The sequence below is a fragment of the Yersinia sp. 1652 StPb PI genome, assembly GCF_041538345.1.
In the GTDB taxonomy this organism is placed as follows: domain Bacteria; phylum Pseudomonadota; class Gammaproteobacteria; order Enterobacterales; family Enterobacteriaceae; genus Yersinia; species Yersinia enterocolitica_E.
This window is the reverse complement of the sequence record NZ_JAULSM010000001.1, coordinates 2,120,289-2,134,183: the sequence shown is the minus strand read 5'-3', so window position 1 is coordinate 2,134,183 and position 13,895 is coordinate 2,120,289. Positions and strand designations below refer to the sequence as shown.

The following is a 13,895-nucleotide window of genomic DNA, read 5'->3' as shown; positions in this document are numbered from 1 at the left end:
AAAATGCATCAAAGAAAAGGTCATTCTGTAATCTCAATCAACGCCCGGCGGTTATCCACAGAGCTCAACTCGCCAATAGAACTGAGCGTCATACCGTGCTGAGCCGCAATAGCCTGCACCTGAGCCTCCGCTTCAGGCAATACGGCTAACAACAAACCACCGGAAGTCTGTGGGTCACACAATAACGTTTTCTGTAACTCGGTCATCTCGCCGATCAGGTGGCCATAACTGTCAAAATTACGCCCAGTTCCCCCCGGCACACAACCCGCAGCAATATACTCTTCAACCGCCGGTAAGCGCGGTATAGCCGAGAAATGTAATTTGGCCTGAACACCAGAACCTTGACAAATTTCGCTTAAATGCCCTAACAGGCCGAACCCGGTAACATCGGTCATGGCAGTGACACCGGCAATACTGGCAAAGTCCGCCCCTGATTTATTCAACTGACACATGGTTTCTGTTGCTACCCCTTGATGTTCAGGTCGCAACTTACTTTTCTTTTCTGCCGTCGTCAGAATACCAATACCCAGCGGCTTGGTCAGAAACAGCTTACAACCAGCCTGCGCGGCACTGTTTTTCTTAACCTGCTCAGTGCTGACGATTCCGGTGACCGCCAGACCGAAAATCGGCTCAGGTGCATCAATGGAATGCCCCCCTGCCAGAGAAATACCGGCCTGCTGGCAAACATAGCGCCCGCCCTCGATAACCTGTTGGGCAACTTCAGGTGCCAGTTTATCTATCGGCCAGCCCAGGATGGCAATCGCCATAATGGGTTTACCGCCCATCGCATAGATATCACTGATAGCATTGGTGGCTGCAATTCGGCCAAAATCAAAGGGATCGTCAACGATCGGCATAAAAAAGTCGGTCGTGCTGATGATGCCAACACCGCCGCCAATATCATAAACTGCTGCATCATCACGCGTTTCATTCCCCACCAACAGCCGAGGGTCAAGAAGCTTCTGCTGATCGGTATGCAATATCTTATCCAAAACTTTGGGCGAAATTTTGCAACCGCAGCCCGCTCCGTGGCTGTATTGGGTAAGACGTATCGCTGGCGGTGTCATAACACTCTCCCGTGTGATGGTCAGTAATAAGCAGTTTATTGAGGAATTATGCTCGTAGGACTAGTATCCAGACTGCCTATGGTAGCGCCTATGGCGTGGCTTGGTAAGTAGAGGCCGCTGTCGGGCAGATAGGTTGGTCACAAAGCAGACGAAAACACAGCTTAGTTCCTATAAAAGTGCATAAGCTGTGATGTTCAAGACGGCCCCAAGCGATTTGCTTCTTCGCTGCCGCCTTGAAGCCTATCGATTATAGACCATATAACTATCAGAAATAGCTCACAAAAGTGGTGTGATCCAGTGGAGTCACTTTCGTCGCTGACTTCAGTTGTGGTGTGCCGAGATAAAGGAAGCCGACGATTTCATCTTGTTCACGGCAGGCAAACCCCTGACGAACCACGGGATGATGGGTCCAGGAACCGGTACGCCAGATACCATTAAAACCTTGAGCCAGCGCAGCCATTTGCATTGCTTGTACCGCGCAACCGGCGGAAACCACTTGTTCCCAATTGGGCACTTTGGGGTTTTCAGTGACATGGGCAATAACGGTAATAATTAGCGGCGCACGAAACGGTGCTTGTTTCGCTTTTTCCAATACCGCGTCATCAGCCCCATCATGTTGCACTGCCTGTTGTAACAATTGACTAAAACGTTCCAGCCCCTCATTTTCAATCAAAATAAAGCGCCATGGCTGCAATGTGCCATGGTCAGGTGCCCGCATGCCCGCATGGATAATATGATCCAATGCCTCACCCGTTGGCGCTGGGGTGGTCAAACGGGACGCCGAACGGCGGTTAAGTAACAGTTCTAACGCATCCATCATTCTCTCCTGATAACGATTTTCATTTTCAGCACGGTAGCATAAGTTGTCGTTTTGTTGCCAGTGTTGACCTTTCGGCTAGGCTTAACAGTGATTTAAAGCTGACATTTGTTCGTCAGGTCATTAGGATAACCGTACTTGCCCGGTTTTGTTGGAGATAACATGCGCACTTTGTGGCGAATTATTGCTGGCTTTTTCAAGTGGACCTGGCGTCTGCTTAATTTCGTCAGGGAATTTATTCTTAATCTGTTCTTAATACTGTTAATTTTAGTCGGTGTGGGTATTTACCTTCAGTTCCAAAGTAAACCAGCAGAACCGGTTAAAGGCGCGCTGCTGGTAAATTTAAGTGGCGTGGTGGTTGATCAGCCCGCAGTAAACAATAAACTACGTCAACTGGGGCGTGAGTTCTTAGGGGCATCCAGTAATCGCCTACAGGAAAACTCGCTGTTTGATATTGTCGAAACTATTCGTCTGGCAAAAACCGATAACAATATTACCGGTTTGGTGCTGTCACTGAGTGATTTTACCGGTGCCGACCAACCTTCATTGCAATATATAGGTAAAGCGCTGCGGGAATTCCGTGACAGCGGTAAGCCAATTTATGCAATTGGCGATAGCTATAATCAAACCCAATACTATTTAGCCAGCTTTGCTAATAAAATCTATCTATCGCCACAAGGGGCGGTCGATCTGCATGGTTTCGCCAGTAATAACCTCTATTACAAATCGTTGCTGGAAAAACTTAAAGTCACCACGAATATCTTCCGGGTTGGCACCTATAAGTCCGCGGTTGAACCGATGATTCGTGATGATATGTCACCGGCTGCACGTGAAGCAGACAGCCGCTGGATTGGTGGATTATGGCAAAATTATCTTACTGCGGTTGCTGCCAACCGGCAGTTAACGCCAGAGCAACTGTTCCCAGGTGCCGCGGGTGTTATCAGTGGGTTGCAAGCCGCTGGCGGTTCTCCGGCAAAATATGCGCTGGACAATAAACTGGTGGATACATTAGCGTCACGCCCGGAGGTAGAAACCGAGTTGGTTAAAACCTTTGGTTGGGATAAAAAGAATAACGACTTTAATTACGTCAGTATTTATGACTATCAACCGGTACCTACACCACAGCAGGGCGAGCAGATAGCGGTTATTTTTGCTAACGGCGCCATCATTGATGGTCCGCAAACTCCGGGCAACGTGGGTGGCGACTCGCTGGCAGCACAGATTCGCCAGGCGCGTTTAGATCCAAAAATTAAAGCCGTAATTCTGCGAGTAAATAGCCCTGGGGGCAGTGTCAGCGCCTCTGAGTTGATTCGTTCAGAATTAGCGGCGTTACGCGCAGCCAATAAACCCTTGGTGGTATCGATGGGGGGAATGGCGGCATCGGGTGGATATTGGATCTCCACACCCGCTAACTATATCGTTGCCAGCCCGAGCACCCTTACCGGCTCGATTGGTATTTTCGGCGTGATTAATACCTTCCAAAATTCACTGGAAAGTATTGGTGTTCATACTGACGGCGTAGCCACGTCGCCATTAGCCGATATTTCGATTACTAAAAACTTGCCGCCTGAGTTTTCGCAGATGATGCAAATCAATATCGAAAATGGCTACAAGACCTTTATTGACCTGGTCGCGACTTCACGCCATAAAACCCCTGAACAAGTGGATCAAATCGCACAGGGCCATGTGTGGCTTGGGATTGATGCTAAAAGTAACGGTCTGGTGGATCAGTTAGGTGACTTTGATGACGCGGTGAAGAAGGTCGCGGAGCTGGCGCAACTGAAAACCTGGCAGTTGAATTGGTTTGTTGATGAGCCGAGTCTTAGTGACTTGATTTTCGGCCAAATGAGCGCATCGGTACAAGCTATGTTACCAGCCGCGATTCAGGCTTGGATACCTGCCCCGCTATCTGCCATGGCGCAAGCCGTGCAAGAGCAGCCAAGTTTACTCAGTACATTGAATGACCCGCAGAATCGCTATGCGTTATGCCTAACCTGTGGTGATGTCCGCTAGAAAATTAATCAAAATACTCCGCCCGGCACCCGCCGGGCTTTTTTTCCTCGTCAGTCTCCCTATAATTCACCCATCTTATTCAGTACTACTTTTCAGGCTCTCATGCTCATGCAGAAGAAATCTATTTATGTTGCCTATACTGGCGGTACCATCGGTATGCAGCGCTCGGAACATGGATACATCCCCGTATCCGGCCATCTGCAACGCCAACTTGCGCTGATGCCTGAGTTCCATCGCCCCGAAATGCCTTATTTCACTATCCACGAATATGCGCCATTAATTGACTCCTCAGATATGACACCCGAGGACTGGCAGCATATTGCCAACGATATTGAGCAAAACTACGGCTTATACGACGGCTTTGTTATTTTACATGGCACAGACACCATGGCATTTACAGCCTCGGCCCTGTCATTCATGTTTGAAAATCTGGCCAAGCCGGTGATTGTTACCGGCTCTCAGATCCCGTTGGCAGAGTTGCGCTCTGATGGGCAAACCAACTTGCTTAACGCCCTCTATCTGGCCGCGAACCACCCAGTGAATGAAGTCAGTCTGTTCTTTAACAACAAATTATTCCGTGGCAATCGCACCACTAAAGCCCATGCTGATGGTTTTGATGCTTTTGCCTCGCCGAATCTGTCGGTACTGCTTGAGGCAGGTATTCATATTCGGCGTATGGCGTCGGTCGAGTCACCAGCCAATAATGGGCCATTGATTGTTCATAACATCACCCCTCAACCGATTGGTGTGGTGACTATTTATCCTGGGATATCAGGCGCGGTGGTGCGCAACTTCCTGTTGCAGCCCGTTAAAGCCCTGATTTTACGTTCTTATGGTGTGGGAAACGCACCACAAAAAGCCGAGTTACTGGATGAGTTAAAAAATGCCAGCGAGCGAGGTATTGTGGTAGTGAATTTGACACAATGTATTTCCGGTAGAGTCAATATGGAAGGCTATGCAACCGGTAATGCACTGGCCCACGCTGGTGTTATCAGTGGCTTTGATATGACGGTCGAGGCCGCACTGACAAAACTACATTATTTATTGAGTCAATCTTTAACCCCTGAAGACATTCGCCGGTTAATGCAACAAAACCTACGTGGTGAACTCACTGACACTAACTGATCCGGTGGAATATCAATGAATGCGGCACTGCTTTTAATTGATTTACAAAATGACTTTTGTCCGGGAGGGGCGCTGGCTGTTGCTGAGGGTGACCAGGTTATTGCCATTGCCAATCAAGCTATTGATGCCTGCCTTAGCAAAAAGATACCTATTATTGCCAGCCAGGATTGGCACCCTGCCGGACACCGCAGCTTTGCCATCAATTCAAATGCGGAATCGGGTACCGTAGGTGAGCTGGATGGGTTACCACAAGTTTGGTGGCCAGTGCATTGTGTGCAAAATGAGCCAGGGGCTGCCTTACATCCGCAATTGAAACAACACGCAATTGATGCCACGTTCCGTAAAGGCCAAGATCCTGATATCGATAGCTACAGCGCTTTTTTTGACAATGGTCGGCGAGCCAAAACCCCTTTGGATGAGTGGCTACGGCAGCAAGGGATAGACCGTTTGTTCATTATGGGGCTGGCAACTGATTATTGTGTGAAATATAGCGTCTTGGATGCATTAGCTCTGGGTTATCAAACAACGGTCATCAGTGACGGTTGTCGCGGGGTCAACCTACAACCGCATGACAGTCAACACGCCCTAAATACGATGCATAAAGCAGGGGCAAGCTTACAAACACTGGCACAGTGGCTGGCTGAAATGGATTCAGCAAGCAAATAACCGGCAATAAAAATAGCACCAACGGAGCCTCACTCGGCTCCGTTGATTTTGATAAATCTTGTGGGTAACAGCCCTATTCTGGCTTCAGCTTTACCAATGTTGGCTGGCTGAATTGCTGTTTCAATTCTTGCTTGGTTTTCATCACAATTTGGCCATCAGTGCCAATGCTCATATGCTGAGCATCCTCATTGTGACGGGCTTGCCATAGCATTACCATTTGCAGACTATTCTCTTTCTGCTCAGGTGTCAGTGCCACACCATCCGGCCATTTACCCAGCTCAACCGCTTGCATCAAGCGTTGGTAAATTTCAGGTGTCATCACTGAAATCAGGTCTTCAAGCTCCATCAAAGTATCCTTAACAAAACGAATAATAAGCTGAATCGATTTTTCAACATGCATAATCGCTGAGTATCAACCGGCAATCTGCTCGCCATTCTGGTCATCAACAAAATTCAATGACGCCGAGTTCACGCAATAGCGCTCGCCCGTAGGCTGCGGCCCATCGGGGAAAACATGGCCTAAATGAGCATCACAATTACCACAACGAATTTCAACTCGAACCATATTATGTGAATTATCATCAATATAGCGAATAGAGTCATCTTTGATCGGTTGGTAAAAACTCGGCCAACCACAGCCTGAGTCAAATTTCGACTCTGAGATAAACAAAGGTTGATGACAACACAGGCACTCATAGATGCCATCGCGTTTGTTATGCAGCAATTTGCCACTAAACGGGGCTTCTGTCCCGCGCTGTTGGGTGACATGACGCTGAATATCGGACAGTTTTTCAATATCTGGTGTAGAGTTCAGTTCTTTAGCCATTTGTGCGGTTCTCTGGCAGGGAATAAAGTCAACGAAAACAATGCCTAATAATAACAAAAAATTAACAACAAAGCAGTTAAAATTGTCCTAAACTGTATGCCATCAAAGTGACAACCGCATATACCCTTTATACTTGACGCTGCAGGGTTGTTAGCTACACTCATTCACCCGAATCACTTACTCATGTAAGCTCATCGGGATTCGTTCGCTAGCTGCCTACCTGCAACGCCAATCATTTTGGGTATAAATGTGATAAAAATCGTAAATATTACCGATTCTCACTTTAAACTGAATAATTCGCCCCAATATAAAAATGAGGCTAATCGTATCTGGAAACGCGTGATTAATGTTCGATCTAACGTCGTTGGTTTGATTTGTAGCAATAATTGACACGATTCCGCTTGACGCTCGGCAAGGTTTTTGTAATTTTACAACCAACCTTTTATTCACTAACAAATAGCTGGTGGAATATATGACTATCAAAGTAGGTATCAACGGTTTTGGCCGTATCGGTCGCATTGTTTTCCGTGCTGCTCAGGAACGTTCTGACATCGAAATCGTTGCAATCAACGACCTGTTGGACGCTGAATACATGGCGTACATGCTGAAATACGACTCTACCCACGGTCGTTTCGACGGTACTGTAGAAGTAAAAGACGGCCACCTGGTTGTTAACGGTAAAACCATCCGTGTTACCGCAGAGAGAGATCCGGCTAACCTGAAGTGGAACGAAGTTAACGTTGACGTTGTTGCTGAAGCAACTGGCCTGTTCCTGACCGACGAAACAGCACGTAAGCACATCGCTGCTGGTGCTAAGAAAGTGGTTCTGACTGGTCCTTCTAAAGATGACACCCCTATGTTTGTTATGGGCGTCAACCACAAAGAATACGCGGGTCAGGAAATCGTTTCTAACGCTTCTTGCACCACTAACTGCCTGGCTCCACTGGCTAAAGTTATCAACGACAAGTTCGGTATCGTTGAAGCGTTGATGACCACTGTGCATGCAACTACTGCAACGCAGAAAACTGTTGATGGCCCGTCTCATAAAGACTGGCGCGGCGGTCGTGGCGCATCCCAGAACATCATCCCTTCTTCTACTGGTGCCGCTAAAGCAGTTGGTAAAGTTATCCCAGCACTGAACGGCAAACTGACAGGTATGGCGTTCCGCGTTCCTACTCCTAACGTTTCAGTTGTTGACCTGACTGCACGTCTGGAAAAACCAGCTTCTTACAAAGAAATCTGTGCTGCTATCAAAGCGGCTTCAGAAGGCGAGCTGAAAGGCGTTCTGGGCTACACCGAAGACGACGTTGTTTCTACCGATTTCAACGGCGAAAAACTGACTTCAGTATTCGATGCTAAAGCCGGTATCGCGCTGAACGACAACTTTGTGAAACTGGTTTCTTGGTACGATAACGAAACTGGCTACTCAAACAAAGTTCTGGACCTGATCTCTCACATCTCCAAGTAATAATGGATTGATGTAGATTTCTGCCAAAAGCCACCTTCGGGTGGCTTTTTTATTTGTAGCTATAATAAATTGCGCAATATCAATGATTCACCACTACGGTGTTGTCCATTTGCTACAAGATTTACAGCCTGTGATATTATCGAGAGTCTGAAGTTCAAAGGATCCCTGCTCCCTTTCCCATAAGGCCAAACGAATGAACGAGAAAGTATTCACCCTACCTGTTGTTGAACAAATTTCGCCTTACATCAGCCAACGCCAACTGGATGAATTGCCGGTAGTGGTGGTTTCTCATCCGAAGGTGCGTGCCGCAGTAAGCCTACAAGGCGCTCATTTGCTGGCCTATCAACCTAGCGGTGAGCAACCTATCATTTGGCTGAGCAATAACACGCCGTTTAAAGATGGCGTCGCTATCCGTGGTGGCGTGCCAATTTGTTGGCCTTGGTTTGGTCCATCAGCACAACCTTCTCATGGTTTTGCCCGTCTACTGCCATGGACTCTCAGTGCCCATGATGAAAACGAGAATGGGGTTATCCTGACCTTCACACTGGAAGACAGTGATGAATCCCGTAAATACTGGCCGCATGCCTTCACATTGATTGCCCGCTTCAAGCTGGGTGATGAGTGCGAAATGGAGCTGGAATCACACGGTGATTACCAGGCAGTAGCCGCGCTACATACTTACTTCCAGATTGGCGACATCGACCAGATTAAAGTCAGTGGCCTGGGTGAGAAATACTTCGATAAAGTGCTAAAAATTGCCGATGCCACACAACAAGGCGATTTAGTGTTTAACGGCCAGACTGACCGTATCTACACACAACCCGAAGCCTATAGCTTGATCAAAGATGCGGCGCTCAAACGCACCATTGAAGTACATCATCATCACCAAAGTGATGTAGTGGCATGGAATCCAGGTGCAGAGTTGTCTGGTAGCATGGTTGATATGCCAAATGAGGGTTATAAAACCATGGTTTGCGTGGAAACAGCGCGAGTGAATAAGCCGTTGGTGGCAACACTTGACGCCCCGGCGCGTCTTGCCATGACCATCCGTAGCCGTAAAAATAGCTAACGTTCCAGATGTCGTTAGGCACAAAAATGGGGCGCGATGCCCCATTTTTTATGGCTCAACATTACCGCGTCATTAATTAGCGGAAAGTATAGGTCACGCCAGTCCACAACACGCCGCTGTATGATGCATCAACCATTGGGCTATTTTTCACTTCACTGGCCAGGCGCACATAACGGCCGGTAAAGAACGCATTCCAATTCGGATTGATGTTGTAGTTCACCGACAACTCAAGATATGGCGACCAGCTATCACTTGGGTTGTATTGCGCCAAACCACTACGGGCAGATTCAGCACCGCTCACGCCATAGTAATAACTGTTTTGATCACCACTGTTCCAGTTAAAACCTACCCCCGGCGTCAGCGTCCAGCTATCGACGTTAAAGCGGTACAGGTAAGCCAAATCGCCGATAAAACCACCGCTATTATCCAGCACATCGCCAGAGAACATAGCGCGCAACGTCCCCCAATCCTCAATATGAGAATATGACATCCCCGCCATCATGGTACTGCGGCGTTTATCCAACTGCTTCATCTGCTGATCATCACTGTCACCTGGCGTAAAGTGCAGCGGTAAGTAATAAGCATCGATTGATAAGCGATTATTGTCATCTTTCCACAAGTAATAACCCGCAGCTAAGGTACGGAAGTAGAAATTATCGCTTTCATAAGAAATGATAGGTACCGGATAGACACGGTCGTTCTTACCCCGGTAAGGGTCTGGGCTGACTAACGCAGAAGCCCCCAAAGACCAGGTTCCTGCCATTGCCGTCGGCATGCAAACGGCCGTAGCGACGGCTAAGGCAGCCAGTGTTTTTATTTGCTTGGCTTTTAAAGAATGTTTTTTCACGGATTAAATCCCATTGGTAACAAAATAATTAGTTAACTTAGTGTAAATCAATTGGTTGCCCGTGGCGAAATCTTTACACATGTCAGCCAGATATCGATATTGCTTGTATAACTTATCGCCGATAACGAAGAGGCTGACAACCTAAAAATTTACGTAGATTTGATTACAATAAAATATCGAGATATTCAAATAGATAAACTCCAGTAATCATATATAAAACACTACTAATCGAATAATAAATAGATTTAATTACCAAATAATGGTTATTTATTGTTTGAGGGGTGGCAAATCTGTGGTCTGGCTTAACTTGACCTTTGGAGGAGACACGGCCATAACAATAAGGTAGTAGTTTCAAAATTTTAACCCAATAAAGCGCTACTACTATTTTATGTTCCCAACCATTCAAACAGGACGGGCATCGCTATGAACATATTTGATCACTATCGCCAGCGCTATGAGGCGGCCAAGGACGAAGAGTTCACACTCCAGGAGTTCCTCACAATCTGCCAGCAAGATCGCAGCGCGTATGCTAATGCGGCTGAGCGTCTGCTGATGGCTATTGGTGAGCCAGTCATGGTCGATACCGCGCTTGAGTCCCGCATGTCTCGACTGTTCTCTAATCGGGTTATCGCTCGCTACCCTGCTTTTGAAGAGTTTTATGGCATGGAGGAAGCCATAGAGCAGATCGTTTCCTATCTCAAACACGCCGCCCAAGGGCTGGAAGAGAAGAAACAGATCCTGTATTTGCTGGGTCCCGTGGGTGGTGGTAAGTCATCATTGGCTGAACGACTGAAAGCCCTGATGCAACGGGTGCCTATCTATATTTTAAGTGCTAACGGTGAACGTAGCCCGGTCAATGACCACCCGTTATGTCTGTTCAATCCGCAAGAAGATGCGGCGATTCTGGCCAAAGAATACAGTATCCCAAGCCGCTATCTCGGTACGATTATGTCGCCATGGGCGGCAAAACGCCTGCACGATTTTGGCGGTGATATTACCAAGTTCAAAGTTATCAAGGTCTGGCCTTCTATCCTTGAACAAATTGCGATAGCGAAAACCGAACCCGGTGATGAAAACAACCAGGATATCTCGGCACTGGTCGGTAAAGTTGATATCCGTAAACTTGAAAATCACGCCCAAAACGATCCAGATGCTTATGGTTATTCCGGTGCTTTATGCCGTGCTAACCAGGGGATCATGGAATTCGTCGAGATGTTCAAAGCCCCAATTAAGGTGCTGCACCCACTACTGACCGCAACACAAGAAGGGAACTATAACGGGACCGAGGGGATATCCGCCCTGCCATTCAGCGGTATAATTCTCGCGCACTCTAACGAATCCGAGTGGGTAACATTCCGTAATAACAAGAATAATGAGGCATTCCTTGACCGTGTTTATATTGTCAAAGTGCCTTATTGCCTGCGGGTATCAGAAGAGATCAAGATTTACGACAAACTGTTAAATCACAGTGAGTTGACCCATGCGCCTTGTGCACCTGGCACGCTGGAAACGCTGGCTCGCTTCTCGATTCTCTCAAGGATGAAAGAGCCAGAAAACTCCAGTATTTACTCCAAGATGCGGGTGTATGACGGTGAGAGCCTGAAAGATACCGATCCTAAAGCCAAGTCTTATCAGGAATATCGCGACTACGCTGGAGTTGATGAAGGTATGAACGGCCTTTCTACCCGTTTTGCCTTTAAAATCCTCTCCAGAGTATTTAACTTCGACCACGCTGAGGTGGCTGCTAACCCGGTGCACCTGTTCTACGTACTGGAACAGCAGATCGAACGCGAACAATTCCAACAAGATGTTGCGGAGAAATATCTCGAACACCTGAAAGGCTATTTAATCCCGAAATATGCTGAATTTATTGGTAAAGAGATTCAAACCGCCTATCTGGAGTCTTACTCTGAGTATGGTCAGAATATTTTTGACCGTTATGTTATCTACGCCGATTTCTGGATTCAGGATCAAGAGTATCGTGATCCTGATACCGGGCAATTGTTTGACCGTGAATCACTGAATGCTGAACTGGAGAAAATTGAAAAGCCAGCGGGTATCAGCAACCCGAAAGATTTCCGTAATGAAATCGTCAATTTTGTGTTGCGCGCCAGAGCCAATAACAATGGCCGTAATCCAAACTGGACCAGTTACGAGAAGCTGCGCACGGTTATCGAGAAGAAAATGTTCTCTAACACCGAAGAGTTACTGCCGGTTATCTCCTTTAATGCCAAGACCTCAACGGATGAGCAGAAAAAACATGATGACTTTGTCGATCGGATGATGGAGAAAGGCTATACCCGTAAGCAAGTTCGTTTGCTGTGTGAATGGTATCTGCGGGTGAGAAAATCGTCATAAGCCATTTACCGATTCACTACGGCATCGTAGGTATAGACCCAATAGATTTCGCGTTGTAGCAAGGCGGCAACTGAACGAAGCCCCAGGAGCTTAGTCCACTAAGTGACTGGGGTAAGTGATGGCAGCCAACACAGCTACAGCGTGAAAGATGCAGGGACAGTCCCAATAGATTTCGCGTTGTAGCAAGGCGGCAACTGAACAAAGCCCCAGGAGCTTAGTCCACTAAGTGACTGGGGTAAGTGATGGCAGCCAACACAGCTACAGCGTGAAAGATGCAGGGACAGTGACAAAGTCGTTTGGGGGATATATGGGCTACTTTATTGACAGACGACTTAACGGCAAGAATAAGAGCATGGTCAATCGCCAGCGCTTTTTGCGCCGCTATAAGTCGCAAATTAAACAGTCGATTGCCGATGCCATCAATAAAAGATCAGTTACTGATATTGATAGCGGCGAGTCAGTTTCGATACCTATTGATGATATCAATGAGCCGATGTTCCATCAGGGCCGTGGTGGGTTACGTCACCGGGTACATCCTGGCAATGACCATTTTGTCACCAATGACCGGGTGGAGCGCCCTCAAGGTGGCGGTGGAGGCGGCGGCAGTGGTCAGGGTAATGCTGGTCAGGACGGTGAAGGCGAGGATGAGTTTGTCTTTCAGATTTCCAAAGATGAATACCTCGACTTACTGTTTGAAGACCTGGCGCTGCCCAATCTGAAGAAAAATCAGTATAAGCAGTTGACCGAATTCAAAACCCATCGTGCGGGTTATACCTCGAATGGCGTGCCCGCCAATATCAGCGTGGTGCGCTCACTGCAAAACTCACTGGCGCGTCGTACCGCCATGACAGCCAGTAAGCGCCGTGAGTTACGCGAATTGGAAGAAACACTGAACGTACTGGAAAACACGGAACCAGCACAATTGCTGGAAGAAGAACGTGTACGTAAAGCCATTGCTGAATTAAAGCAAAAAATCGCGCGGGTTCCGTTTATCGATACCTTCGATTTACGTTATAAGAACTATGAACGGCGTCCTGAGCCATCCAGCCAGGCGGTGATGTTCTGCCTGATGGATGTGTCAGGTTCGATGGATCAGGCCACCAAGGACATGGCAAAGCGCTTCTACATCCTGCTTTATCTGTTCCTGAGCCGTACCTATAAAAACGTTGATGTCGTGTATATCCGCCACCATACTCAAGCGAAAGAAGTTGATGAGCAAGAATTCTTCTATTCGCAGGAAACCGGCGGAACAATTGTCTCCAGTGCCCTGAAATTGATGGAAGAAGTGGTTCAGGAACGTTACGACCCAACGCAGTGGAATATCTATGCAGCCCAAGCCTCAGACGGCGATAACTGGGCCGATGATTCACCACTGTGTCATGAGTTACTGGCCCAAAAGCTCCTGCCAATGGTGCGTTACTATAGCTACATCGAGATAACCCGGCGCGCACACCAGACTCTGTGGCGGGAATATGAAGACTTACAGGCAAAATTTGACAACTTTGCCATGCAACATATCCGAGAACCTGAAGATATCTACCCGGTATTCCGTGAGTTGTTCCACAAACAAACCGTTGATAATTAATACTAAAATTAGCCGGTCAACTTTTTCCATGACAGGAATGGTTTCCCGGCTTTT

The 13,895-nt window shown here is 47.5% G+C and carries 12 protein-coding genes; 7 read left to right on the top strand and 5 right to left on the bottom strand.

Going from position 1 to position 13,895, the window contains the following annotated elements; all coding sequences use genetic code 11:
- Nucleotides 1-20 precede the first annotated feature (20 nt).
- Complete coding sequence (gene selD, locus Q2T71_RS09845; RefSeq protein ID WP_083158962.1) at nt 21-1,067, bottom strand: selenide, water dikinase SelD; 1,047 nt, start codon at nt 1,065-1,067, stop codon at nt 21-23.
- 265 nt (nt 1,068-1,332) lie between these two features.
- The gene (locus tag Q2T71_RS09840) at nt 1,333-1,884 is read right to left on the bottom strand and encodes an NAD(P)H nitroreductase (RefSeq protein ID WP_372559897.1); all 552 of its coding nucleotides are present in this window, start codon (nt 1,882-1,884) and stop codon (nt 1,333-1,335) included.
- A 162-nt stretch (nt 1,885-2,046) separates the two neighbouring features.
- Here Q2T71_RS09840 and sppA point away from each other — a divergent pair, with 162 nt between their 5' ends.
- The 3 genes from sppA (at nt 2,047) to pncA (ending at nt 5,688) form a co-directional block, all read left to right on the top strand.
- Nucleotides 2,047-3,897 carry a signal peptide peptidase SppA gene (gene sppA / locus Q2T71_RS09835; RefSeq protein WP_372558950.1) on the top strand — a complete coding sequence of 617 codons (1,851 nt, stop codon included), beginning with the start codon at nt 2,047-2,049 and terminating at the stop codon, nt 3,895-3,897.
- Between the two features lie 108 nt (nt 3,898-4,005).
- The gene (ansA, locus tag Q2T71_RS09830; protein WP_372558949.1) at nt 4,006-5,022 is read left to right on the top strand and encodes an asparaginase; all 1,017 of its coding nucleotides are present in this window, start codon (nt 4,006-4,008) and stop codon (nt 5,020-5,022) included.
- A 15-nt stretch (nt 5,023-5,037) separates the two neighbouring features.
- Nucleotides 5,038-5,688 carry a bifunctional nicotinamidase/pyrazinamidase gene (gene pncA, locus Q2T71_RS09825; protein ID WP_372558948.1) on the top strand — a complete coding sequence of 217 codons (651 nt, stop codon included), beginning with the start codon at nt 5,038-5,040 and terminating at the stop codon, nt 5,686-5,688.
- Between the two features lie 73 nt (nt 5,689-5,761).
- On the opposite strand, the gene Q2T71_RS09820 is transcribed toward pncA, so the two are convergent.
- The gene (locus tag Q2T71_RS09820; protein WP_083163662.1) at nt 5,762-6,034 is read right to left on the bottom strand and encodes a YeaC family protein; all 273 of its coding nucleotides are present in this window, start codon (nt 6,032-6,034) and stop codon (nt 5,762-5,764) included.
- 66 nt (nt 6,035-6,100) lie between these two features.
- Entirely contained in the window at nt 6,101-6,514 is a 414-nt protein-coding gene (msrB, locus tag Q2T71_RS09815; RefSeq protein WP_372558947.1) for a peptide-methionine (R)-S-oxide reductase MsrB, read from the bottom strand.
- A 472-nt stretch (nt 6,515-6,986) separates the two neighbouring features.
- Between msrB and gapA the strand changes: the two genes are divergently transcribed.
- Together gapA and Q2T71_RS09805 are read left to right on the top strand one after the other, a co-directional pair.
- Nucleotides 6,987-7,982 (top strand): glyceraldehyde-3-phosphate dehydrogenase, encoded by a 996-nt coding sequence (gapA, locus tag Q2T71_RS09810; RefSeq protein WP_032819960.1) that lies wholly within the window; start codon nt 6,987-6,989, stop codon nt 7,980-7,982.
- A gap of 193 nt (nt 7,983-8,175) precedes the next feature.
- Nucleotides 8,176-9,051: a D-hexose-6-phosphate mutarotase gene (locus Q2T71_RS09805; RefSeq protein ID WP_372558946.1), complete on the top strand. Its 876-nt coding sequence runs from the start codon at nt 8,176-8,178 to the stop codon at nt 9,049-9,051.
- Between the two features lie 76 nt (nt 9,052-9,127).
- On the opposite strand, the gene Q2T71_RS09800 is transcribed toward Q2T71_RS09805, so the two are convergent.
- Nucleotides 9,128-9,898 carry a MipA/OmpV family protein gene (locus Q2T71_RS09800; protein ID WP_372558945.1) on the bottom strand — a complete coding sequence of 257 codons (771 nt, stop codon included), beginning with the start codon at nt 9,896-9,898 and terminating at the stop codon, nt 9,128-9,130.
- Nucleotides 9,899-10,321: 423 nt separating this feature from the next.
- Here Q2T71_RS09800 and yeaG point away from each other — a divergent pair, with 423 nt between their 5' ends.
- Together yeaG and Q2T71_RS09790 are read left to right on the top strand one after the other, a co-directional pair.
- The gene (gene yeaG, locus Q2T71_RS09795; protein WP_083158970.1) at nt 10,322-12,256 is read left to right on the top strand and encodes a protein kinase YeaG; all 1,935 of its coding nucleotides are present in this window, start codon (nt 10,322-10,324) and stop codon (nt 12,254-12,256) included.
- 307 nt (nt 12,257-12,563) lie between these two features.
- Entirely contained in the window at nt 12,564-13,841 is a 1,278-nt protein-coding gene (locus Q2T71_RS09790; protein WP_372559896.1) for a YeaH/YhbH family protein, read from the top strand.
- The last annotated feature ends 54 nt before the right edge of the window (nt 13,842-13,895 follow it).